24 protein-coding genes and 1 riboswitch are annotated in these 25,090 nt (G+C 35.2%); of the genes, 17 read left to right on the plus strand and 7 right to left on the minus strand.

Annotated elements, in window-relative coordinates; translation table 11 throughout:
* The first annotated feature begins 156 nt into the window (after positions 1–156).
* Positions 157–1,002, plus strand: coding sequence for a DUF72 domain-containing protein (locus J4P91_RS01620; protein WP_207992695.1), 846 nt, complete (start codon positions 157–159; stop codon positions 1,000–1,002).
* 334 nt (positions 1,003–1,336) lie between these two features.
* Here the strand turns inward: J4P91_RS01620 and J4P91_RS01625 are convergent, their stop codons facing one another.
* From J4P91_RS01625 to deoD, 4 genes are all read right to left on the minus strand, one after another.
* Entirely contained in the window at positions 1,337–1,531 is a 195-nt protein-coding gene (locus J4P91_RS01625; protein ID WP_017152565.1) for a DUF3924 family protein, read from the minus strand.
* A 132-nt stretch (positions 1,532–1,663) separates the two neighbouring features.
* Positions 1,664–2,194, minus strand: a complete 531-nt coding sequence (locus tag J4P91_RS01630; RefSeq protein WP_017152564.1) for a tyrosine-type recombinase/integrase — start codon at positions 2,192–2,194, stop codon at positions 1,664–1,666.
* Between the two features lie 107 nt (positions 2,195–2,301).
* Positions 2,302–4,116 (minus strand): sensor histidine kinase, encoded by a 1,815-nt coding sequence (locus tag J4P91_RS01635; protein ID WP_207992696.1) that lies wholly within the window; start codon positions 4,114–4,116, stop codon positions 2,302–2,304.
* Between the two features lie 188 nt (positions 4,117–4,304).
* A complete protein-coding gene (gene deoD / locus J4P91_RS01640) occupies positions 4,305–5,012 on the minus strand; it encodes a purine-nucleoside phosphorylase (protein WP_207992697.1) in 708 nt (235 codons plus the stop codon).
* A 329-nt stretch (positions 5,013–5,341) separates the two neighbouring features.
* Between deoD and J4P91_RS01645 the strand changes: the two genes are divergently transcribed.
* Positions 5,342–6,109 (plus strand): hypothetical protein, encoded by a 768-nt coding sequence (locus J4P91_RS01645; protein WP_207992698.1) that lies wholly within the window; start codon positions 5,342–5,344, stop codon positions 6,107–6,109.
* Between the two features lie 5 nt (positions 6,110–6,114).
* Here J4P91_RS01645 and mprF read toward each other — a convergent pair whose 3' ends face one another.
* Positions 6,115–8,691: a bifunctional lysylphosphatidylglycerol flippase/synthetase MprF gene (gene mprF, locus J4P91_RS01650; protein ID WP_207992699.1), complete on the minus strand. Its 2,577-nt coding sequence runs from the start codon at positions 8,689–8,691 to the stop codon at positions 6,115–6,117.
* A 217-nt stretch (positions 8,692–8,908) separates the two neighbouring features.
* Here mprF and J4P91_RS01655 point away from each other — a divergent pair, with 217 nt between their 5' ends.
* From J4P91_RS01655 to J4P91_RS01720, 14 genes are all read left to right on the plus strand, one after another.
* The gene (locus J4P91_RS01655) at positions 8,909–9,298 is read left to right on the plus strand and encodes a hypothetical protein (RefSeq protein WP_207992700.1); all 390 of its coding nucleotides are present in this window, start codon (positions 8,909–8,911) and stop codon (positions 9,296–9,298) included.
* A 23-nt stretch (positions 9,299–9,321) separates the two neighbouring features.
* Complete coding sequence (locus J4P91_RS01660) at positions 9,322–9,813, plus strand: DUF3907 family protein (protein WP_017152559.1); 492 nt, start codon at positions 9,322–9,324, stop codon at positions 9,811–9,813.
* A gap of 364 nt (positions 9,814–10,177) precedes the next feature.
* On the plus strand, positions 10,178–11,092 hold the full coding sequence (locus J4P91_RS01665) for a superoxide dismutase (RefSeq protein WP_207992701.1): 915 nt from the start codon (positions 10,178–10,180) through the stop codon (positions 11,090–11,092).
* 109 nt (positions 11,093–11,201) lie between these two features.
* Positions 11,202–12,323, plus strand: a complete 1,122-nt coding sequence (locus tag J4P91_RS01670; RefSeq protein WP_207992702.1) for a D-alanyl-D-alanine carboxypeptidase family protein — start codon at positions 11,202–11,204, stop codon at positions 12,321–12,323.
* Positions 12,316–12,912 carry a nucleoside recognition domain-containing protein gene (spmA, locus tag J4P91_RS01675; protein WP_207992703.1) on the plus strand — a complete coding sequence of 199 codons (597 nt, stop codon included), beginning with the start codon at positions 12,316–12,318 and terminating at the stop codon, positions 12,910–12,912. The genes J4P91_RS01670 and spmA overlap by 8 nt, the downstream gene beginning before the upstream one ends.
* Positions 12,909–13,439: a spore maturation protein SpmB gene (gene spmB, locus J4P91_RS01680; RefSeq protein WP_017152556.1), complete on the plus strand. Its 531-nt coding sequence runs from the start codon at positions 12,909–12,911 to the stop codon at positions 13,437–13,439. The genes spmA and spmB overlap by 4 nt, the downstream gene beginning before the upstream one ends.
* Before the next feature lie 288 nt (positions 13,440–13,727).
* Positions 13,728–14,456: a 23S rRNA pseudouridine(2605) synthase RluB gene (rluB, locus tag J4P91_RS01685; RefSeq protein WP_017152555.1), complete on the plus strand. Its 729-nt coding sequence runs from the start codon at positions 13,728–13,730 to the stop codon at positions 14,454–14,456.
* Positions 14,457–14,641: 185 nt separating this feature from the next.
* The gene (gene resA / locus J4P91_RS01690) at positions 14,642–15,163 is read left to right on the plus strand and encodes a thiol-disulfide oxidoreductase ResA (protein WP_017152554.1); all 522 of its coding nucleotides are present in this window, start codon (positions 14,642–14,644) and stop codon (positions 15,161–15,163) included.
* Between the two features lie 150 nt (positions 15,164–15,313).
* Positions 15,314–16,939: a cytochrome c biogenesis ResB family protein gene (locus tag J4P91_RS01695; RefSeq protein WP_207992928.1), complete on the plus strand. Its 1,626-nt coding sequence runs from the start codon at positions 15,314–15,316 to the stop codon at positions 16,937–16,939.
* Between the two features lie 14 nt (positions 16,940–16,953).
* Positions 16,954–18,111, plus strand: a complete 1,158-nt coding sequence (gene ccsB, locus J4P91_RS01700) for a c-type cytochrome biogenesis protein CcsB (protein WP_207992704.1) — start codon at positions 16,954–16,956, stop codon at positions 18,109–18,111.
* Positions 18,112–18,465: 354 nt separating this feature from the next.
* A complete protein-coding gene (gene resD, locus J4P91_RS01705) occupies positions 18,466–19,182 on the plus strand; it encodes a DNA-binding response regulator ResD (RefSeq protein WP_002056252.1) in 717 nt (238 codons plus the stop codon).
* Positions 19,182–20,957 (plus strand): ATP-binding protein, encoded by a 1,776-nt coding sequence (locus tag J4P91_RS01710; RefSeq protein ID WP_017152550.1) that lies wholly within the window; start codon positions 19,182–19,184, stop codon positions 20,955–20,957. The genes resD and J4P91_RS01710 overlap by 1 nt, the downstream gene beginning before the upstream one ends.
* Positions 20,958–21,349: 392 nt before the next feature.
* Positions 21,350–21,931 carry a cob(I)yrinic acid a,c-diamide adenosyltransferase gene (locus tag J4P91_RS01715; RefSeq protein ID WP_207992705.1) on the plus strand — a complete coding sequence of 194 codons (582 nt, stop codon included), beginning with the start codon at positions 21,350–21,352 and terminating at the stop codon, positions 21,929–21,931.
* 83 nt (positions 21,932–22,014) lie between these two features.
* Positions 22,015–22,629, plus strand: coding sequence for a peptidoglycan DD-metalloendopeptidase family protein (locus J4P91_RS01720; RefSeq protein ID WP_017152548.1), 615 nt, complete (start codon positions 22,015–22,017; stop codon positions 22,627–22,629).
* Between the two features lie 28 nt (positions 22,630–22,657).
* On the opposite strand, the gene J4P91_RS01725 is transcribed toward J4P91_RS01720, so the two are convergent.
* Positions 22,658–23,344, minus strand: a complete 687-nt coding sequence (locus tag J4P91_RS01725; RefSeq protein ID WP_017152547.1) for a hypothetical protein — start codon at positions 23,342–23,344, stop codon at positions 22,658–22,660.
* A gap of 356 nt (positions 23,345–23,700) precedes the next feature.
* A riboswitch (FMN riboswitch) is annotated at positions 23,701–23,838 on the plus strand.
* Positions 23,839–24,001: 163 nt separating this feature from the next.
* Here J4P91_RS01725 and J4P91_RS01730 point away from each other — a divergent pair.
* The gene (locus tag J4P91_RS01730) at positions 24,002–24,580 is read left to right on the plus strand and encodes an ECF transporter S component (protein ID WP_207992706.1); all 579 of its coding nucleotides are present in this window, start codon (positions 24,002–24,004) and stop codon (positions 24,578–24,580) included.
* Between the two features lie 118 nt (positions 24,581–24,698).
* On the opposite strand, the gene J4P91_RS01735 is transcribed toward J4P91_RS01730, so the two are convergent.
* Entirely contained in the window at positions 24,699–24,947 is a 249-nt protein-coding gene (locus J4P91_RS01735; RefSeq protein ID WP_017152544.1) for a ferredoxin, read from the minus strand.
* Positions 24,948–25,090 lie beyond the last annotated feature (143 nt).

Below are 25,090 nucleotides of genomic sequence, written 5' to 3' on the forward strand. Positions count from 1 at the left end.
AATAACTCCTCAATTTAAAAATTCTTCCATCTAGTATATCATATTTTATAAAGATGCTCTTGAAGAAAGTTGAAACTTTGTTAAGTAGGCTGAAGTATTTGTTTTCGCTAATTAGGTATGTACTGATTGACAGAAACGAGATAAGGAGGAATAAAGTTGATTTCAATTGGTTTAACAGGTTGGGGAGATCATGATTCTTTATATACAGATTCCTATGAAAATAGAAATAAATTGCGAACATATAGTGAATATTTTCCTATTGTTGAAGTCGATAGTTCGTTTTATGCCATGCAACCAGTTCGAAATTATATGAAATGGGCCACGGAAACACCAAAAGATTTTTCGTTTGTTGTTAAAGCGTATCAAGGGATGACGGGACATATGCAAGGAGAGATTCCATTTTCAAATATTGATGAGATGTTTGAAACATTTAAACAATCGATTGTTCCGCTTCAAGAAGCACATAAATTAAAGACGATATTATTCCAATACCCACCTTGGTTTGATTGTCAGAAGAAAAATGTAGATTTACTTCGTTATACAAAAGAAAAAATGGAAGAATTGCCGTGTGCCATAGAATTCCGAAATCAAACGTGGTTTAATCCCAATATGCATGATAAAACATTACAATTTTTAGAACAGGAAAAATGGATTCATACGATTTGTGATGAACCACAAGCTGGAATTGGTTCTGTTCCACTTGTATTAGAAGCAACACATTCTGAAATGGCACTGATACGCTTTCATGGTCGCAATATTCATGGATGGCTTGATAAAGGAGAAAATTGGCGAGCAGTTCGCTGCTTATATCGCTACAATAAAAAAGAGCTTGAAGAATGGGTGGAACGATTAGAGAAATTACAGAAGAAGACAAAGAACATATATGTATTATTTAACAATAATTCAGGCGGAGATGCTGCGGATAATGCAAAGCATCTCATGGAAATGATGAATATTACATATGGAGAACCAAAGCCGGAACAGCTCAATTTATTTGAATAAATATAAATTGAAACTTTAATCAGTGGAGGATTACTGTCCACGAATAGCGGGATAAAAAGAAAAACACTGTACAAACAGGGGGAATGTACAGTGTTTTTCTATATGAAAAAGAGGGGTAACAATGTTACTGAGCGTTTGGTTGATTCATCAATTGTTGGCTTCGTAATAAATGATAATGGTTATCATTATCATTGTCAATAGTTTTTCAGAAATAAAATAAAAAATTTATTTAATTCTGCAGATGTAAATGAAAATAAGAATCTAGATAAGAAGTGAGAGTAATATATAATGGATTATGAATGCAGAAAGAGAAGAAATTGAAAAAGAACAGCTACTAGAGCTGTTCTTTTTCAGTTACATATTGTTGTAAATCAAATGGAGTTATTTCTTGAATAAACTCTCTTGAGATAAGAGATTGAACGAGTGTACTTTCTGAAATGGTAGCACCTGTTTTCTTTTGATAGGCTTGTTTTAACAATCCAAGCTTTTCTACCGTTTCTTTTGGTAATTCAATTGTTAATGTGTTCATAATTTCTCCCCCTTATTACTAGAGTACCACTACAAAATAGGAGAAACAAGGAAAGAGAAAATGAAACATAAAAAAGATTACCAACTTTAAACTTGGTAACCTTTTTTATGTATAAGAACCATACTTGTTTTTTTATGCAATACCGATATATTTTAAAGTTTTTGATGGAGTACTATGATCAAAGAAGTGTTGTAAAAATGCAATATCAACACCAGATTTGTATGCACAATATCCCCAAGTTTTTCGAAGTGTATGTGAGCTAATCCCTTCTAAACCAACTTCTTTTGCAGCTTTGTTTAAAATATACCATGCATGCTGTCTTGTAATGGATTTTGTTCCTTTTTGCGACTTTAACAATGGTTCACTTCGTTTCCACGTTTTACGTTCTCTCATGTAATCTTCGATTGCATGCTGTAAGTCTTCGTTTACAGCAAACCATTTATGTTTTTTTACTTTTTCATTGTAAAATAAAATGGAGTGACGAACATTTTCATTTTCATCGATGACATCACCGACTTTTAATTGTAAAATCTCACTTACTTTTAGGCCAGAATTTACAGCTAATACGAATAATAAGCCATCACGTTTCGAAGATTGTAAAAGTATATTTTTGATTTTTTCTAATTGTTTTTCGTTTTGAATAGGTTGTCCTGCTTGTTTCATTTCACGCACTCTCCTCTGTTATATGTGTAAAGGAAAGGATTAACTTGTTTACTACTATAAAGGGAGAGTGTGAATTTCATGTGAACTCCTCGTGAAATTAAGACAAATTATTTGACTTCTTTTACTTTTTGTAAATCAAAATAAAAAACGACACTATCATTGGTATTATACACACCATATTCGGCGTGATGAAGCTCTAAAATGTTTTTGACAATCGATAGACCAAGTCCGGTACCCCCAGTATGACGGCTACGGGAGGCATCTAGACGGTAGAAGCGATCCCATATTTTTTGTAAACTTTCATCTGGGATTGGATTACCAGTGTTCTCAATTTCTACTTTTACTTTGTCTTCATGTTCTATAACACGAATACGAATTTCTTTCCCGTCAGGTGTATAACGAATTGCGTTGCTGAGTAAATTCACAACAACTTGTTCAATGCGGTTGCGATTTGCTTTGACATATATATAAGGATTTGCATCGATTTCTACTTGTAATTGTTTTTCTTCCATACTAAATAAAAGCTTTGTATATACTTGTTGAACAAGCTCACCAAGTGAAAAAGGGTCCATCTCTAATTTATACGTGCCAGATTCTAGTTTCGCCAGTTCTAGCATTTCGACGATGAGTCGATTCATGTTTTCTGTTTCCTCTAAAATAACATCTGTATAGTATGTGTTATCTTTGCTGACGCCATCTTTAATACCTTCTGCAAAGCTTCTAATAACACTTAGTGGTGTTTTTAATTCATGGGATACACCAGAAATAAATTCTTTTCGAGTCTTTTCTAATTGGCGTTCACGTTCAATATCTTGTTGTAATTTTGTATTTGCAACGTTTAATCGATCTATTCGATCTTTTAAGTTTACAGATAATGTATTGATACTGCTAGATAAACCGCCAATTTCATCATCTGCTGAAACTGGTAACTTTTCAGTGAAATCAAAATTAGCCATTTTTTTTGTAACTCGATTCATTTTAATAAGCGGTTTAACAATAATTTTTGAATAATAAAAGGATAATAAAATAATAACAAGAAATACGATAATTAAAGCATAGACGTAATAATCTTTTAAAACGAGCATTGCTTCATTAACAGGCTGTAAGGAGGTCATCGCAAAAGCAAATTCTTTAACTTTACGGTTTTCGATGACTGGCTTTACAAAAATTTGGCTTTTTCCATTTTCCTCTTCTCCGATTGTAAATGTTGTTAATTCATTTGAATTTGTTTTACCTAGCATTACGGATAGTTCCCAGTGCTGAATGCCTTGTAATGTTTCTAAATTATTTGCGAGACGGAGGTCGTTTTTGGAAGGAAGGTGTATTTTTGATACAACCCCCTTAAATGTATGGATGCCAAGTCTTGTATCTTTTACATATTTGTTTTTCTTAGCGCTTGCCCAATCAATATCGAATAATTTAAAGTCAGAGATGATGTTATCATTTTGCCATGAATTATAACGTGTCGTAATGGTAACAGGTATAATTACGTCTTTTTTTAAAATTCCATCTATAAGAATGATATCATTATTTTTTAACTGTAAATTCATAAATTTAGTATATTCATCGTTCGTTAAAATATTGTTCAGTGGAATGGAATACGATTTATTGGATTCATCTACAATTTCAATATAGTAATTATTTTCATCTTTTATAATTCCATTTGGATCTAATAAAACGACCTCAGCATTTGTTTTTTCGTGAAATTCTTGTTTGAGTTTTCTTATTTCCTCAAATGTCCCGTTACTCTTTTCATAACTTGATATAAACTTTTCAAAAGCAGTTTGGACGGTTTGAACTTTTTTATTGATATAAAATTTTTCTAAAAACAATGATTGTCCAAGGAAAAAAAGGAGGAAGGTAACAGTAAATAATGTTGATGTTAATAAAAATAGTTTAAAGACAATACTTCTTTTTTTCACTTCTTCACCTCACAAAAGAATACTAGCATAAATATTTTCTTTATTATAACAAACGATAAAAGAAAGTAGAGACTGAAAATCTGTCTCTATCTGGAGGAGTTTTTTATAAAAAGTCATATAAAGTAATTATTTAATTTAGAAAACAATAGAAAAGAACTCGCCAGACGTATGACAAGTCCTTTTGTGTATTATTGTTGAATTGCCGCGTCTAAAGCGATTTCAATCATTTCGTTAAATGTAGTTTGACGTTCTTCAGATGTTGTCTCTTCTCCAGTGAAGATGTGATCACTTACTGTTAATACAGATAATGCATTTACACCGTATTTCGCTGCTAATGTGTAAAGAGCAGTTGTTTCCATTTCTACAGCTAAAACACCGTATTCGCCAAGTTTTCTCACTATGTCCATGCTTTCACGATAGAACACATCTGCCGTTAAAACATTACCAACACGAACGTGTAGTCCTTTTGCTGTTCCTGCATCATATGCTTTCTTTAAAAGATCAAAGTTTGCAGCTGGTGCAAAATCAAATCCAGGGAATGTTAAACGATTCATGTTAGAGTCTGTACAAGCCGTCATTGCAATAATTACGTCACGTACTTTTACATCTTTTTGAATTGCGCCACATGTACCTACGCGAATTAAATTTTTCACTCCATAGCTTTGGATTAATTCGTTGACATAAATAGAAATAGAAGGAACACCCATGCCTGTCCCTTGAACAGAGACGCGTTTTCCTTTATAAGTTCCAGTGAACCCTAACATACCACGTACATTGTTATAGCAAGTTACATCCTCTAAAAATGTTTCTGCAATATATTTTGCGCGTAGTGGATCGCCAGGTAGTAAGATAGATTCAGCAATTTCACCTTGTTTTGCTTCAATATGAACGCTCATAAAAATCCTCCTTTGTTATGTATAGATATAAATCAACATCATTTGCATTATACACTAGGAATCCTACCAAGTGAACTACTCACCACCTAAGTTAATCCAAAGTTAGTTAAAATCTTTTTCTTGTTTGTAGTATATACAGGATATACTGTTTTAAATAGTTTGTTATTTAATTCACTATTTATGGTGAATTTTTCTTTTGGTGAACGTTTTCCTTTATTTTATAGAGGATTCTTATACAAAACATAGAATGGATTCATAACAATATTTCGTTTACAGGGATAGGTGTAATAATTGTCTCATGATTTATAAAAAGTACGGCAGGTGATTGTTTGAAAAATCTTGTCATTGGGCTAATTGCTTTACTACTTATTGTAGCTGGTGGTTTTTACATGCAAAAGTATAAAGGAACGACAGAAACAGCAGGGAACATTCAAGAAGTAAAATGGGATATAAAAAATAGAAAGGGAAATGAAAAAACAGATATTACATTTCAACTGTTTAATAAGAATAACAACGAAATTCGTGGAGTTAATGATCGTATTAGAGCTATTATTGTGGACGAGCAGTTAAAGGGAATTCAGCAAATCACCCCTGCATTTGCTGGAAATGGTTCTTATAAGCTGTCTTCAAGCGGAACGAAAGATAAAGCTTATACAGTTTTCTTATATGAGGATCATGGTAAAACAGAACAGTCTTTTTCTAAGAAGAATTTTGGGGGAGAGGAAAAAGAAAAGAAGCAAAAGAATTTAATAGAAGACACAGTGCTTACAAAAAAAATTGGCGATTACCAAATGTCGCTATTATTTGGAGCGTTACATCCAAATGAAGCAGCTACACTGACATTTCACCTACAAATGAAGAAAGGAGAAAGTGTGAAATTTAGCTCGGGCACTGGAGAACAGGGGTCACTTTATATAGTCGATGAAAAACGAGAACATTTTTTATATGCAGTCCCTGTAAATGAAGAAGAGGAACTGCAATATCGTATTACATTCCCAGAAGAAGGGACGTATAAAATATGGGGCACATTTTATATAAACGGAAAAAAGTATGGAAAAGAGTTTATACTCCAAGTTCAGAAGCGAAAAAGCAGCTAGTGATGCTAACTGCTTTTTCGTTTTCCTATTAATTTTGTTACGGCAAGCATTGTAATTGGCAAGGAATGATTTTTTCGGAATGCTAAATATTTTCCGCTCCAAGTTGGTTTATATTTTTCTTTAAAATGCCGTAAACCGCTAAAACTATACGTATAACGAACATTATTGAAAATTGCTGCAGCGACGCGCTCAGACCAGAAGGATTGTGTGGATAAACCAACATTAGAGAGCGGAGCCATACCGATATTGAAAGAATGATAATCGTTTTCTTTTGCCCATTGGAATAAATGGATGAAAATCGCATCCATAATCCCACCGGGTGCATCCGGGTAATAGCGCATTAAATCAACAGAAAGTTCACCAGTTTGGTAAACGGGCATAAATGTGGTAAATGCGATGATTTTTCCTTCAGCATCAGATAAAGTTGCAATAGGGGCACGATTTATATAGTTACGATCAAAGTATCCAAGAGAAAAGCTTTTTTCTTTTTTTCCTCCAAGCCAAGCATCTGAAACTTTTTTTAATTCCTCATATAACTCGTCTGAAAATGGTGGTTGATGAATGGAAAATGTATAACCTTCACGCTCAAAACGGTTAAAAGTTGCACGTAATCCAGCACGTTTTTTACCTGATATAGTAAACGTATTTAAATCAACAACAGCCTCTTCACCCAGTTTAAAGAAGTTATAGCCAAAATCATGATATAAGCTCATCCATTTGCTTTCAATTTGATAGAAAACGCAAATATATCCGAATCGATCCGCTTCAGCTAAAAATTCTTGTAGTACTATGCGGAAAGAAGACGGATCTCCAATTGGATCGCCAAGTACCACAAGTCGTTTTCCTGTTGTTGAAAATAAAAGAAGTGCTTTTCCATCACTACTGAAGAAGAATTGTTTATCTCCTAAAAAACCTAAATGACTTAGTACATTTCCACCATATTCATCTAAGAAGTTTTGCAAACGTTTATCGTTTGCTGGTTGCCCAGGAAATACGCTACGGTAGCGATTCGCAATAAGGGAACCGATAAGTAAAAAGGTTGGGACAAAGAAAGCAGCTGCAAGTGCACTGCGTTTTACTTGTGTAATGTTACGAACAACAAAGTCCGGTTTAAAAGCTTCTTTTGCTCCTGCGAATAGGATGCCTAAGTTTTTGTACAAGTATAATGTTAATAGTAAAAATATAAATACTTTGACTACATCAGAGAGTGACACTTCCATTTTCTCACGCACAAATCTTTTGCGAAGCATATATAATACTGCAAGTACAATTAATAAAATAAAAGTCTCTTCAATATCAATTCCTTTTAATGTGTTAAAGATTGCTGCTCCAATTAAAGAAATAATTGTCATATAGTAGGAGCGTTTCGTTCCGTAGTAAATCCCTCTTGATAGAATAAGAAGAAGGATACCAAATGTTAAAGATAAACTAAAAGAAAATTGAATGAGATGTTTTGGAGCTAAAATATGTAACGCGTGAGCACGGTTTATACTTGTCGGTAAAATGGTGGATAAGATAACCATTAAGCCAGCAAAAACAGTTAATGCAGCGGATGCCCATGATCCTAGTTTTCCTAAAAAATCACGTTGCAATGTCCAAATGACACCTGTTGTTTCTAAAGCAGGTGCGATAAATGGCTTATCTTCAATCTTTTTAAGAGCAGCTCCTGTCATTTCAAAAGCTGCAAAAATTAAACCGAGGCAAAACGGTAAAATATAGTATACAAGGCGGTATAGTAACATAGCGGGTAGTAATACGCCTGTATCAATACCGTATTGTCCTAAACCAGTCAAAAAGACAAGATCAAATGAACCAAGGCCACCTGGTACAAGACTAACAACGCCAGCTAAAGCCGCAATGACATAAACTCCTAAAAACTTCCGGAAATCAATCTCAATTCCAAATAACATTAAAATAACATACATGACGATACCGGCAGATAGCCATTCCACTAAAGAAACAATGGAGTATAAAACGGTTGGGTTTTTCTCTTCCTCTTGTCCTTCTACGGTTTTTTGTTTTCGATTTTTCAGTTTAGAAAACCCGATATATATCGGTACAAAAAGAGCGAAGAAGACGAGTACAGGCCATAGCCAAGGCTTTTCATGCAGAATAAAACGTGTATCTAGTATTCCGATAAGACCGAGGAATGAGAGAAGGGCTAATCCATTAATAAAGGCGGTTGTCATCCAAGCGATACTTTTGATAAGTTTACCATTCTCTTTTACGTGGGGCCGATATAACATTGTTCGTACACCCGCTCCAACAAGGCCACCAAAGCCAAGAAATCCATTTAAAGTGTTGGCAGTCCATGAAACACGAAAAATCTTTTGAACAGGTACATCTGCTTTTAAATAGCGGAGCATAACAAAGTCATAAAAGAACATTGTTGAAACAGCAAATGCACCGAGCGTAATAGATAAAAAGACTCCTCCAGTCGGAATGTTTTTAATTGTTTCAATTGCTTCTCGAAATGAAATACCTGACAATTCTTTCCGAGCTTGAAAGAATACAATTGTCAAGACAACAAATGGGAAAATAATTTTTCCAACTTGTAAGAAACGTTTCCACGAAAACGACATAAATACAACTCTCCTTGCATAAGAAAACTGAGACAATATTCTTATTATGACAAACTTCATGAAAAATAAAAAGGTAAATCGCAGGATATAAAAACTATTTTTTATATAAATATGGAAATATCATATATTTTTGTTAAGAATTAATGAAGGATTAAAGTTTTGTTTATTCAGAAAAATGAGTTAAAATAAAACAAAATAAGGAAGAGAGGGAAAGTGGATGGTTATAATAGGTTACGCAGGCTATGAGCTAGAAAAAGCACAACCTAATACATCAGAAGATTTCTTTAATCGATCTGAAGTAACTTATATTTTTGGGGAACAAAAAAAAACATTTTCTGTATTATATGTCCGTTATTTTGAAGAAATTTTACAAGAAATTACTCCGTTTGAAGGAAATCCAGTTTTTAAAATAGAAGAACAAGACATATATTTACGTGATATCGTTGCATTAGCTTGTTTTGTTAAAAGTAAAGAACTTCGTGGACAAAAACGTGTATATATTAATGTAATAGAGGATTTTCAAAAATATTTTGATGATAAAACAGTGGTAAAAGTACAAAACATAATGGCTGAGTTACATAAAAATAAAAAAGCAGAAATAGCGTAAAATGGCAAAGGAGAGAAAAGGATATGTCTAATTCAATGGTTGAAAATCAAACCCATCAAGTTTCTGAATTTTTAGAAGGAGTTATTGCTTTAATGACTGATTTTGTAAATTATCATACATTACCTTCTTTATTAGAAGAGTCACCAGGAGGTAATAAATATTATTATGAAGGTTTATTATCATCATTAAGACGATTACTTGTATTTTGCGAAGAAGGATTGGATGCGTGCCTTGTTTTATTGAGTAGTCAACCATTTCGAAAAACGGCTGCCGAAAAAACATTATATAAAATCTATCATCAAGTAATTGCTGAATTTTTCTCACCAAAAAGTGATCAGTGGTATGAAAATAGTCGCTCGGCATATACAGGGAAAAATTCCATTGCTTTTCAACAAGTACCACCTCGCTCAATTGAAAAAGTAATGCAAGAATTAGAAGGTAAGTTTCAAACAATGCGTGAGGAGCTGGAGTATTACGAAACGGACTATCAAACAAAGATGTTACACAAATATTAATATAAGATTGGAAGAAAATTATTTTTTAGGAGGGAGAGAGAATCCAGTCGTGGATAGAAGCGGTCAGATCTTTTTGGAGCCCCATGCCAAGTGAAACCAAAAGGAGAAAATGAGTGGTGGTCTTCTTTTGATTTCATAGCAGTGACTTGTATGTTGAAAAATCAGAAAGGATATATAATAAGGTGAGGATACTACTGTCCTTGCATGTAAGGATGAATAGTTCCAGTATATGTTTTATATAAGTGTTAGAGAATACTCAAAGAAGCTAGAGAAAGACTAGCTTCTTTTGCTTTTTTGTACGGTATATACGATGCAAGCGCTGAATATAGTTAAAGTGGATAGCATCAAGGAGGTGTCGCGTTGTATGAACCAGCAAAGCGTATTTACAGATTACTTTCATGAAGTAGAAAGTTGGTGTGAAAGTGTTCTTCAAGTATTAGATAGTCGTGCAACTGAAGTTTATGACGTCCATATGCTTGCTTATAAAATTCAAATGCTACTAGACCGTATGAAAGAAAATGAGTATGAAACAGATGCTGAATTACTGTATGAGATAAGTGATGATGTGGAACACATTCAGAACCACTTACAAGAAGTATTTATGCAAGAAAATGAACAATATGAATTGTATGAAAGAGCGTATACTGAGCGATCTGTTCCAATTGGGGGCCACACGCTTCCTCCGTTACCCTATCCATACAATGCGCTGGAACCATATATTTCTCGAGAAATTATGATGCTCCATCATGATAAACATCATCGTAGTTATGTGGAAGGACTGAATAAAGCAGAAAAAATGATGGAAGAAGCAAGGAAAACAAACAAATTTGATTTAATAAAGCATTGGGAAAGAGAAGCGGCTTTTCATGGTTCAGGCCATTATTTACACACGATATTTTGGAATAACATGAAAAAGGATGGAGGCGGAAGTCCAAGAGGTGCATTATCTCGAGAAATCGAGAAAGATTTTGGAAGTTTTTTACGTTTTCAAAAACATTTCACAGAAGCTGCATCGAAGGTAGAAGGATCTGGCTGGGCGATTCTTGTGTGGGTACCTCGTTCGGGAAGGTTAGAAATTTTACAAAGTACCCTTCATCAATTATTTACACAGTGGGATACGATACCGTTACTTGTGCTTGATGTATGGGAACACGCATATTACTTGCAGTACCAAAATCGAAAAGATGAGTACATTAAAAATTGGTGGAATGTTGTGAATTGGCCCGATGTGGAAAAGCGATTTGAAAGAGCGAAACAACTTGAGTGGACACCGTATTAGACGCATATTTGTGCGTCTTTTTTGCTGGTATAGAAAAGAATATTTCGTTCATATTTTAAGGGGCCAAGCATACACTTGTACAAAAAGTGCCAAAAGGACGTGGGGGAATATGAGACGAAATTGGATTGTAATTGCACTTATTGTAATGTGTGCAAGTATTATACCGACTCATACATATGCACAAATGAATGATGTAAGCGCCCATAATGCCATATTGATGGAAGAACATTCAGGACGTGTGTTATATGGAAAGTTAGAACACGAATCACAAAAGATTGCTAGCATCACAAAAATTATGACCGCCTTACTCGCTGCTGAATCAGGGAGAATGAAAGAAGCTGTACCTATTAGTGATAAGGCTGTTCGAGTAGAGGGTTCGGCAATTTATTTAAAACCTGGAAAAAAAGTACCGCTAGAGGATTTAGTTTATGGTTTAATGCTTCGTTCAGGTAATGATGCAGCACAAGCAATTGCTGAAAATATTGGGGGAAGCATAGAGGGATTTGTTTATTTGATGAACGAAAAGGCAAAACAAATCGGAATGAAAGATACACATTTTTCAAATCCACATGGTTTAGATGGGGATGGTACGCATTATTCGTCTGCATATGATATGGCACTTTTAACACGCTATGCAATGGGAAATGAAACGTTTCGGAAAATTTTCGGAACAAAAACATATCAATCGAAAGCATGGGATTATCCATGGAAAAACAAGCATAAACTTGTAACCTCTTATTATGAATTTGCAACAGGAGGAAAGACGGGATTTACAAAAAAAGCTGGGCGTACACTTGTTACAACAGCCTCGAAAGATGGCTTAGATTTAATTGTAGTGACACTGAATGCATCTAATGATTGGGACGACCATATGTATTTATTTGACCAAGGATTTAAACAATATAAGTTAACGAAGGTTCTAGGGCAAGGAGCACTCTCTGGACTGCAGGAAAAAAAATATGCAAATCATGTTTATACAAAAAACGACTTCTCTATACCGCTAACGAAAGATGAGAAAAAGCAAGTTATGTTAAAGGTTGAACTTGATAGGAGTGCAAAATTAGTAGATGGAGAAAAAGTGGGAAAGACAATTGTTTATATTAATGAAGAAAAAGTAGGGGAACGTAATTTGTTTTATAGCAAGCGAAAGTTAGTTGCTACAACTGGAGTATATTGGAATGATGTGAGAGAAATCTTTTCTCATATGTTAGGTGTTGGAACAAATGGTTAACCTCGTATGGGTGGCGATGGCGATCATTGGAATTGTATATGCGATGGTGAACGGAACGATGGAGGAAGTAAATAAAGCAGTCTTTGAAGGGTCAAAAGATGCAGTAACAATTTGTATTGGGCTGATTAGTGTTTTAGTCTTTTGGCTCGGTTTAATGAAAATTGCTGAAGAAGCAGGCTTATTAAAGAAATTAGTCTCATTTTTTATGCCAGTTGTAAAAAGGTTGTTTCCAGAAGTACCAAAAGACCATCCTTCGATGGGATTTATTTTATCGAATATGATGGCAAACTTTTTTGGATTAGGAAATGCAGCGACGCCACTTGGGATTAAAGCTATGGAACAGCTTAAGGAACTGAATGGGGGAAAGGATTCGGCAAGTCGTTCTATGGTGACATTTTTGGCTTTGAATACATCTGCAATTACATTGATACCGACTACTGTAATTTCAATTCGGATGACGTATGAATCAGCGAATCCGACTGAAATTGTTGGTGTTACGTTTATTGCACAAGTATTATCGATGATTGGAGCTATTTGGATTGACCGCTATTTTTACCGGAGACGGAGTAGAAAGGGGCGGAAAAAGTGAGTATTGTTAATATGATTTCATTATGGGTAATTCCGTGTGTCATTGGCTTTATATTATTATATGGAACGATAAAAAAGGTGCCAACGTACGAATCATTTGTAGAAGGTGGGAAAGAAGGGATCCAAATTGCTATTTCTATTTTGCCATTTATGGTAGGGATGCTTGTATCCATTTCTATTTTTAGGGCATCGGGTGCGCTAGATGCTATGATTTCTGTCATGAAGCCAGTACTAGATATGATTCATGTTCCAGCAGAGATTGTGCCACTTGCGCTCATACGTCCCATTTCTGGTTCGGCAGGATTAAGTATTACTACAGATTTAATTGCTACATATGGACCGGATTCATTTATCGGTAGGCTTGCTTCCACGATGCAAGGAAGTACAGATACAACGTTTTATATTTTAACAGTGTACTTCGGAGCTGTTGGTATTCGTAAAATGGGAGATGCCTTAAAGGTAGGGTTATTTGCTGATTTGATTGGGATTATTTGTTCTATTGTGTTTGTTTCTTTATTGTTTCAGTAATCGGTATTCATTTTTTGAGTCAATTCGCTTATAATACGTATACGACCGCTATTAAGGGTAGGCTTAATAGTGGTTTTTTTGTGGAGTATTTTTGACAAAATAATGAACTTTTGTTGTGAACAACTATATGAGGGTAAACAATAATAAAGAATTGAAACCAAATTTGGCCTTTGTAAGTTTAGAAACATAGCTATGTTGTTTACGATATGTTAGGCTGGCTGCCATATGCTCTGGCGGTTGCCAACTCCTTCTAATGAAGGTAAGATAAATTTGAGGTGAATAAAGGAAATGGAACGATTACAAAAAGTGATTGCACAAGCTGGAATTGCATCAAGAAGAAAAGCTGAAGAACTTATTCAGCAAGGTAAAGTAAAAGTTAACGGTAAAGTAGTGACTGAGTTAGGGACGAAGGTAACTCCTCAAGATAAAGTAGAAGTAAATAATATCCCTCTTGAAAAAGAAGAACCTGTTTATTTCTTGCTATATAAACCAACTGGCGTCATTTCCAGTGTATCAGATGACAAAGGAAGAAAAGTTGTTACAGACTTTTTCCCTGAAATCACACAGCGTCTATTCCCAATTGGACGTTTAGACTATGATACGTCTGGTGTATTACTTATGACAAACGATGGTGACTTTGCAAATATATTAATGCATCCAAAATATAAAGTTGAGAAAACGTATGTTGCAAAAGTAAAAGGACCATTAACAGGGGAGAAAATTCGCATGTTAGAAAAAGGTGTTGTATTAGAAGATGGAAAGACAGCGCCAGCACGTGTGAAAATTATTTCTTGGGATAAACGCAAAGAGATGGCAATTGTACAATTAACGATTCATGAAGGACGTAACCGTCAAGTTCGTCGCATGTTTGAAGCACTTGGCTGTAAAGTAATGAAATTAAAACGTGAACGTTATGCGTTCTTAGAAGCAGGAAGCTTACGCCCTGGTGATGCGAGAGAATTATCGCCTCATGAAGTAAAACAACTACGTGCACTTGCTTCTACAAAACCGCGATAAGTGGTAAAGTGAAACTTCCATCCGTGGGGAGTTTTATCTCCGCACGGATGGTTAGTTAAACCAACCTTTTTGCGAGTAGTTAGGGAGACATATATACGAAAAGGAACGAATGCTTGAAGTAAGGGACAAGTTAGTAGTTGCAGAAATTGTTTACATATAAATTCATCAAAGAGAGGGGAGCGAGTATGAAGAAGAATCGCTTACTATTTCGCATTCTTATTTTGCTTATTTTAAGCGTGGCAGTAGGGTTTACACTTTATCAAGGTTTTTTTGTTGATAAGGAAAAAATGCAAATCGGGAAAAAAGCACCTAACTTTGTTGTTACAGATTTAGAAGGAAAGAAAATCGAGCTAAAGGATCTGAAAGGAAAAGGTGTATTTTTAAATTTTTGGGGAACGTGGTGCAAACCGTGTGAAAAAGAGATGCCTTACATGAATGAATTATATCCTAAATATAAAGAAAAAGGTGTTGAAATCATCGCGTTAGATGCAGATGAAACGAATATTGCGGTGAAAAATTTTGTGAATCAATACGGATTAAAGTTCCCAGTTGCAATTGATAAAGGGCAAGAAATAATCGGTACATATGGCGTTGGACCACTGCCAACAACATTTTTGATTGATAAAGAAGGAAATGTAATCGAGAAAATTACGGGTACACAAACGAAGGAGCAAATGGAGGAATATTTAAAGAAAATTACTCCTTAATAAAGAAAGCCTTTACATAACGTAATAGTAAAAGTGTTTGTTAGATGGAGGTGCTTTGCTTCGTCTTAGTACCTCTCTTGAAAATTCTGAGTATTGAGGTAACTTGCACTTGGAAGATACAATGATATATAGAAACAAGAGGCGGTGAGAATATTGGAACAGATAAAGTGTGAATGTGGACATGTAAATCCAATAGGCACAATTTTTTGTGAAGCTTGCGGGAAACCTTTTGAAAATAAGGAAGGTACGAGATTATTAGATATGCGATATGAGGGGAGTGCCCGGCGCTCTCTAACTCATACGAAAACAATCGTAGATAAGGTTTGGAGTTTTTTTTCTTCTGTAAAGGTAGGGGTATGGCTCATTGTCATTACTCTATTAGCATCAGCAGTTGGAACCATATTTCCGCAAGAAATGTACATACCTCCAGGTGTTACACCAAGTGAATATTATGAACAGGAATATGGTTTTCTTGGACAACTATATTACCAATTAGGTTTTAATAATTTATATAGCTCATGGTGGTATATGATTTTAATTGCGTCGATTGGTGTATCGCTTGTGATATGTAGTTTAGATCGTGTAATACCACTTTATAAAGCTTTAAAAAAGCAGGGGGTAAAAAGACACCCAAGTTTTTTAAAGAGACAACGGTTGTATGGGACAGGCTCTCCGAAAGAGGGGGATCTAGAGCAGATTCAAGCCAATTTAAAGAAAAAAAATTACAATGTAAGAGTAGAAGGCGAAAATATTTTAGCAGAAAAAGGTAGATTCTCTCGCTGGGGTCCATATGTGAATCATATTGGTCTTATTATTTTTCTATTTGGAGCAATGCTACGGTTTCTTCCAAGCATGTATGTGGATGAAACACTATGGATACGTGATGGAGAAGTGAAAGAGATACCAGGAACAGATGGAAAATATTATTTGAAGAATGAAAAGTTTATAAAAGAAGTTTATGACAAAAGTAAAGATGATAAAGTATTTAATGATGCAATTGATCGTGTGGGCGATAAAATGATTGTCAAAAACTATCAAACGAACGCCGTATTATACAAAACTATAGGAGAAAATGTTGCGGGACAAAAACCAAAGTTAGAGAAGGTAAAGGAAAGTGAAATTAGAGTAAATGAACCGCTTAAATTTGATCAGTTTGCTCTATATCAACTAGATTTTAAAGAAAATGAATTTAAGAGTATGTCTTTTTCTTTACAGAAAAAAGACAATCAGCAAAAATGGAAACCTATTAAAGTCAACTTAGAAAATCCAAAAGAAACATATGATTTAGGAGACGGATACTCTATAAAATTATTAAGTTATTTTCCTGATTTTTATTTTGATGAGAATAGCCAGCCGAATACAAAAACAAAACTTCCAAACAACCCAGCTTTTGTTTTTAAAATGTTTACACCAGAGACGCCAGAAGGGGAAGTGAGTTTTGTAGGTATACAACAAAACATAGAACCAGAAGGAAACAATCAATATAAAATGACCTTTGCAGGAGTAGAAATGCGCAATGCAACAGGGCTTGTCGTAAGAAAAGATTTGACACTGTGGATTCTTGGAATTGGAGGATTTATCTTCATGGTTGGTGTGATTCAAGGGATGTATTGGAATCATCGCCGTATCTGGATACAACGTGTTAAAGATGAATGGTGGATTGCTGGCCATACAAATAAAAACTGGTTTGGCTTGCGGAAAGATATTGAAAAAGTACTTGAAGGAACAACAATTCCACAACCATATGACAAAGTAAATGATCAAAAAATTAGTTAAGGTGGGGAGAATATATGGTGCAAATAAGCAGTAATTTCCTATTTGCCGCTTTCATCTTATATTTAATTGCAACACTGTTCTTCGGAGGAGCAATTAAAGAAAAAGGACGGAAGTGGGCGAATATAGGTATAACCATAACAATTTTAGGATTTGTCGCTCAAACTGTATACTTTGTAACAAGGTGGATAGCTTCAGGCCATGCGCCAGTAAGTAACTTCTTTGAGTTTGGTACATTCTTCGGCATGATGCTTGTTGGGGCTTTTATTGTCATGTATTTCATGTATCGTGTAAGTATAGTCGGATTATTCGCTTTACCAGTAGCCCTATTATTAATTGCATATGCAAGTATGTTTCCAAGAGAGATTTCCCCGCTTATTCCATCGCTGAAAAGTAATTGGCTACATATTCATGTAACAACGGCAGCAGCTGGACAAGCTATTTTAGCAATTAGTTTTATTACAGGTGTTATGTATTTGCTTAAAAATGTAGATCAGTCAAAAAGGACAAAACGGACATTTTGGCTGGAAACAGTCGTTTTTACACTCGTTTGCGCGGTTGGATTCATAGCGGTAACAACAGTTTATTCGGCAACGAAATATGAAGCGAAGTTTCAATGGGTAGATAAAAACGAACAAAAAGTCGAGATGAAATATAATCTTCCCGCGCTAGTTGGGCCGCATGAAGGGAAGTTACTAACAAATGGAAAACTTGAACCTATTGCAGAAATGCCTGCTATCATAAATGCAAAGAAATTAAACACAGTGATTTGGTCATTGTTTATTGGAACAGGACTTTATATTGTATTGAGATTAATTTTACGAAAAAGAGTATCAGCGGCCCTTCAGCCAGTAGTGAAAAACGTTAACAGTGATTTACTTGATGAAATTGGATACCGCTCTATTGCGATTGGATTCCCAGTCTTTACGTTAGGAGCGTTAATTTTTGCGATGATTTGGGCGCAAATTGCATGGACGCGTTTTTGGGGGTGGGATCCAAAAGAGGTGTGGGCACTCATTACTTGGCTCTTTTATGCTGCCGTTTTACATTTACGTCTATCTAAAGGATGGCATGGTGAGAAGTCGGCATGGCTTGCGGTAATTGGATTTGCCATTATCATGTTTAACTTTATAGTCGTGAACTTAATTATTGCTGGTTTACACTCATACGCGTAAGGTTTTATCTCTTTTTTAGAGGGAGCATACTGTTCAGTTAAGCATGATAAAATAGGAAAGTGGTTGACACTTTCCTATTTTATTTTTGTCAATTTCTTTTCTTTTTTGAGAAAAACATGGCAAAGTAAAGGTTGATTTTGTAAAATGATGTCGAGGCCTAAATGCCCTGTTCAAAAAAAATACATATTTTTGGAAAAGAAATGAACAAACTTTATTATTCTTGTGAAGCATAATGTCTAAGGTGTAAGCCTAATACTTTAGAATTGTCAATTATGAGATAAGAGTAAAAACAGTATTACATTGTAGAAAGGTAGGTGTGAACCGTTGTCATGTTTTCACGGGCAGCGGGAAGCAATGGAAAATGAACCAAGAATTTTAATTGTGGATGATGAAGATCGTATTCGTCGTTTATTAAAAATGTATTTAGAAAGAGAACAATATACAATCGATGAGGCTGATAATGGTGATGAAGCTCTAGAAAAAGCATTGCAAAATGACTATGATTTAATCTTATTAGATATTATGATGCCTGGAAAAGATGGAATTGAAGTGTGTAAAGGGATTCGTGAGAAAAAAGCAACACCAATTATTATGCTGACAGCTAAAGGTGAAGAAGTAAACAGAGTGCAAGGATTTGAAGTTGGTTCGGATGATTATATCGTAAAGCCGTTTAGTCCACGTGAAGTAGTTCTTCGTGTAAAAGCGGTACTACGACGTTCTGTGACAACGACATTCTTTACACAAGATACAACAACAAAAGATGTTATTGTATTCCCGCATTTAACAATTGATAATGATGCGCATCGCGTTACAGCTGATGGTGATGAAGTCAATTTAACACCAAAGGAATATGAATTGTTACTATTTTTAGCAAAGGCTCCTGATAAAGTATTTGATCGTGAGCAATTATTAAAAGAGGTATGGCAATATGAATTCTTTGGAGACTTACGTACAGTAGATACGCACGTAAAGCGTTTACGTGAAAAATTAAGTAAAAAATCATCTGATGCAGCGAAGATGATTGTAACTGTATGGGGTGTTGGTTATAAGTTTGAGGTTGTGAGCGACTGATGCTTTGGAGAAGTGTAGTAGGAAAGCTATGGATGACAATATTGCTTCTTGTTTCATTTGTTCTTGGCTTTGTTGCCATTTTGCTTTCACAGTTTTTTGACAATTACTATATTGAAATGAGTGAAACAAGGCTTACAAAAGTAGCGACAAGCGTTTCGGAATTAATTGAAGAAGGTGCAGACGAAAAGACGATTGAAAATATCGCCTATAAGTTTGCTGATCCACTCTCACGAATTATTATTGTGAAAGGGGATCATGAGGTTTCTTCTTCACCGAAACAAGAAGGGCTGGTAGATCTTACAATAGAAGATCTGAAAAAGGATAAAGATTTAGCAGCTGTTTTTATAGATAAAAAAGAAAATAAAGAAAAAATAAAAAAAGTGTCTAACGACAAAAAGAATAAAAATTCTGAAAATGATATTATGATTGTTGGTAAGCCACTGCAATCATCGAACCATAGTGCGGTGTTTGTGTATCAATCATTGCAAGTTCCGAAACAAGGTATGGAAAAAGCGACAGATTTTATTTTTCTATCAGCGGGAATTGCAATTATTTTAACAACGTTCTTTGCATTTTTCTTATCGACACGAATTACAGCTCCACTTCGTAAAATGCGTGAAGTGGCCTTTGAAGTAGCACGCGGGAAATTTGATACGAAAGCACCTATGGTTTCGCAAGATGAAATAGGAGAGCTAGCAACGGCGTTAAATCAAATGGGAAAACAATTGAAGTTTAATATTAATGCGCTGCAACAAGAAAAAGAACAACTTTCTAGTATTTTAAGCAGTATGGCAGATGGGGTTGTAACGCTGGATCAAGAGGGTGAAGTTGTTGTTATCAATCCGCCAGCGGAGCGCTTTTTACAAGTTTGGCAAGAAGAAAAAGAGTTAGAGTTAAGTAGGAATTTACCACCTGAGCTTGTTGAGTTGTTCCATCTTGTAGTAGAGAGTGAGCAACAGCAAGTTATTGAAATTAATTTACAAAAGGGTAACTACGTTGTCCTTATGACTCCACTATATAATCAAACGAAAATTCGTGGTGCTGTCGCAGTCCTTCGAGATATGACAGAAGAACGCCGTCTTGAAAAAATGCGTAAAGATTTTATTGCAAATGTGTCCCATGAATTGCGTACTCCGATGGTTATGCTTCAAGGGTATAGTGAGGCGATCTTAGATGATGTTGTTCAAACGAAAGAAGAAATAAACGAGTTTGTACAAATTATTTATGATGAATCTGTTCGTTTAGGACGCCTTGTAAATGAACTTTTAGATTTAGCTCGGATGGAAAGTGGTCATGTAGAATTGCATATATCTGAAGTGGATATTCATCCGTTTGTTGAGAAAATTGGCCGTAAATTCCAAGGAATTGCGCAGGATAAAGAAGTGCAGCTAACCGTTGATTTCCGTAACCAGGTTGAGCAACATCCGTTTGATCCGGATCGTATGGAACAAGTATTAACGAACTTAATTGATAATGCAATTAGGCATACAAATGCAGGTGGTCATGTTAAGCTTGTTATTGATACGAAAAATAATGGAGTAGTCTTTGAAGTACAAGATTCAGGTGCAGGTATCCCTGAAGAAGATATTCCGTTCTTATTTGATCGTTTCTATAAAGCTGATAAAGCAAGAACACGTGGGAAAACAGGTGGGACTGGTTTAGGGCTTGCGATTGCTAAAAACATTGTGCAAGGTCATGATGGGAAAATCTCTATATCAAGTGTTGTTGGAGAAGGGACAACATTCTCTGTATATTTACCAGATCAGTCAATATAAGTGATATTATTGTAAGTGAATACGGTGTTATTCATTAACAAAGGATACAAAAGTTCTAGTATTTTTATTCTTTTTTGAGTTTATAATATTTTCTCAATGGAATAAAGAATATTAGAGCTTTTTGTTTTATCCTGCTATTTGTGGGCAGTAAGACCTTTACCCCAAGGTTCAAAGAGAAACGAGAAAGGTATGTGGGGGACAACTGCCCGTAAAAGCCCGATTGGTGAGGGCTAATAATCAGTGGGGGATGGAGAAAACCCTCACTGATTAAAGTTTCACTTTATCTCTCCATGCATGGGTGAAAGCAGATACTCCTTGTTACTTACAATTTCATATCATACTTGTGATAGTTAGTGTAATGAGTAAACATTAAAAAGAGAGGTGTAGAATATTTGAAACTATATACGAAAACAGGAGATAAAGGACAAACGAGTATTGTTGGTGGGCGAGTTGATAAAAATCATATTCGTGTAGAAGCGTATGGAACAATTGATGAGGCGAATTCTCATATTGGATATGCGATGACTATGATTCAAGAAGAACGCTTTCAAGACATATATGATGAGCTTGAAAAGATTCAGCATGAGTTGTTTGATTGCGGTGGAGATTTAGCAATTGTACAGCAAAAGTTACCGTATACAGTAACGGAAGAGATGGTTATATATTTAGAAGAACGAATTGATCGCTACATAGAAGAAGCTCCGCCGCTAGAGCGTTTTATTTTGCCTGGTGGGAGCTCAGCGTCTGCGATGATTCATGTTGCACGTACGGTAACGAGAAGAGCTGAGCGCCATATTGTATCGTTAGGAAAGCAAGAAGAAATAAATGAAGTTGTATTACGATATGTCAATCGATTATCTGATTATTTATTTGCAATTGCTAGAGTGATAAACGCTCGTCTTAATGTGAACGACGTCGAATATAAACGAAGTGCAATTGTTTTTCGTAATAAAGAAGAGAAGGAAGTGGAATAATTCACTTTCTTTTTTGTATACTTTTTTCCGTAATATCCCACAATAGAGAAAGTGTGACGGTTATTAAAAAACGGAGGATGTATATGAAAGGCTTAAAAATCGGGATACTTGTCTTTGGATTGATTTTTAGTTCTCAAGTATATGCTTATGCTGAGGACGGACGATGGACATGGCCTGTAGATGGAAGAATTAGTGACTATTTTGGAACAAGAAATGGAAAACACTATGGTATTGATATAGCTGCCTCAATCGGAACACCGGTTGCAGCGATTCGAGGTGGAACGGTAACGAAATCCTATTTTTCAAATAGTTATGGACATGTAGTATTTATTAAACATGGAGAATATGAGGCTGTTTACGCTCATCTAAATAAGAGATATGTACTCCAAGGGGAGCGCATCGCAAGAGGTGAGGTAATTGGCGAAGTGGGCAACACAGGTGAATCAAGAGGAGCGCATCTGCACTTAGAAGTTCATAAAGGTGCTTGGACGTTTGGGAAAAGAAATGCAATGAATCCATTGCTTGTTTTAAATGAAGAAAGAAATCAAGTGGCTTCATCGTCGATATATATTGTGCAAAAAGGGGACACGTTGGTCAGTATTGCTCGTAAGTTTGGTATGACTGTTTATGAGATAAAAGTGAAAAACGCGTTGCGGCAAGATCAAATTTACCCAAATCAAAAATTATATATAAATTAAAAAAAGAGCTAGCAGAACTAGCTCTTTTTTACCAAAAAATAAAGACACATATAAACCCAGAAATAGCTAAATAGCTATAATAATAAAAGACCTTTGCCCTCGTTTTTTCCTGCGTTCGAAATAATACAATGGTTGGTTCGATTAGTCCAATTGTCAAGCAAAGTAAACCAAGGAGCATACAACCGATAGAAAAAGAATACAAGGCAACTTGTATTTGTTGGAATGGAATAATCCATTTTAATAAAAATGCAATAAGTGCAGTATAACAGATGCTGCCAATGTATTTGTTTAAAATTGTATTAGAACGAAAACCAGGAAGTTTTTTCAAAAAGGATCGGGAAACAACTTCTGTTTGTAAAGAAGTATGTTCTTCTATTATTTTTTGCGCTTCTTTTCCTTTATGAAAGAGAGAGAGAATCCAATTACGCTTTCCTTGGAAAATAAATTGCGATGTTGTTAAATAGTGATCAATTTTTACTTTATCCCAACTGTTCCATGGATGACGCTCACATAGCTTTAGTTTGCTTTCTGTTGTTTTATCATACTGATAAACACTAATTCCTTCTTCATCAAAAGTAGCGTAGTATGTTTCTCTTGAAAATGCACCTAAATCAATTGGACAGTAGAAAAGTAATTCCTTTTTTAAATAAAAGTATTCTTTTCTTAAGTTTTTTTTCATTGTTTCTTGAATAGAGTGTCTTTTTTCTTTTCTCATGACATTTCCTCCGTATTAAGAAAATGCTCTTATCTTAACAATTCAATATCTTATCACTTTTCTGTATGGATGACTAGGGAATTATGAAGGAAAAAGTCGAATTGTCAAAAATATGGATTGTGTTGTCAAGTAATCCAATAGCTGTTTTAATCCCGTATTAAGGGGCAGTAAGACCCTCACATCAAAATTCAGCGAAAGTAAAGAAGATAGGTGGGGAATGAAGAACCCCCCACTGATTAAAGTTTCACTTTATGTGGTATTCATATAAAAACATTACTTACTATTCATAAGTTATAAACATTTTTATTCACAACTGTATGATGATGTTGTATAATGGTGGAGAAAATAGAATATCGGTCTATCTTCGGGGCAGGGTGAAAATCCCGACCGGCGGTGATGAACAGTTACTTTTCGTTCTAAGCCCGCGAGCCGCTAAGGCAGGATTTGGTGAGATTCCAAAGCCGACAGTACAGTCTGGATGGGAGAAGATGGAGGTTCAAGCGTTCAAAAAAGATAAGTATTTGAACGTCTGTTTGATGTGCCTAAAAATTCTCCCTTTGTGTAAAACACAAAGGGTTTTTTCATGATAGAAAAAAGTAGGCATAGCAGAACCTTTCCACTTTCCATGAGATGATCGATGGAAAAGGAGAGAGAAGGATGAAACAAAAAAACAGTGTAGTACAAATGGTGAGCGTAGCGATGCTTAGTAGTATTGCGTACTTGCTTATGATGTTGGATTTCCCATTTCCAGGACTTCCACCGTTTTTAAAAATTGACTTTAGTGATGTGCCAGCTTTAATTGCAGCGATTATTTTTAGTCCGATTGCAGGTGTAGTTGTAGAAGCGATAAAAAATATTCTTCACTACGGAATTCAAGGGAGTTTAACGGGGGTTCCGGTTGGAGAAATAGCAAACTTTATTGCAGGGTGTCTATTTATTGGGCCAGCAGCTTTCCTATTCCGGAAGTATCGCACAGTAAAAAGTTTAACAACAGGGTTAATGTTAGGGACGGTTACTATGGCGGTAATTATGAGTGTGTTAAATTATTTCATCATTTTACCAGCTTACACTTGGTTTTTAAATCAGCCTGCTATGTCTAGCGGTAGTATGAGGCAAATGATTGTAGCGGCAATTCTACCATTTAATTTAATTAAAGGGATTGTTGTAACAGTTGTGTTTGTAGCGCTGTTTTCACGTTTGAAAGTATGGGTATTTGCAAAAATGAAAAATGCATAGAAATTTTGGCCATCAGAGGTAAGTATACTGCTGATGGCTTTTAAAATTGTAAGTGAGAGAAATAACAAAAAATCCCCCTCATAAAAATGAGGGGGATTTTTTGAAGTTAATAAAAAGACTATTCGAATTTTAAAGCGTCGCCATCAAATGCTTCGTCAGCAACTTTAATTGAGTCAGTTGGACAACCTTCAAATGCATCCATCATGTCATCAATTAACACGTCTGGAATTTCAACGATACCTTGGTTATCATCTAATGTTACAAATGCAATACCTTCATCATCGTAGTCATAAATGTCTGGTGCAGCAGCCCCGCAAGCTCCGCATGCGATGCAAGTGTCTTTGTCAACAATTGTATATTTTGCCATGTTTTTTCCCTCCTGATAATATGTATGTGAAAATATTCGCTATAAAAATTATAACCTTATTGTAAAACGGTTTTTCAAACTTTTCAACATAAAATTATAATGATAATGCTTATCAATTAGGGTGTCAACTTATTTTTGATTTA

Origin of the sequence: Bacillus sp. XF8 (assembly GCF_017498755.1) — a bacterium.
In the GTDB taxonomy this organism is placed as follows: Bacteria; Bacillota; Bacilli; order Bacillales; family Bacillaceae_G; genus Bacillus_A; species Bacillus_A bingmayongensis.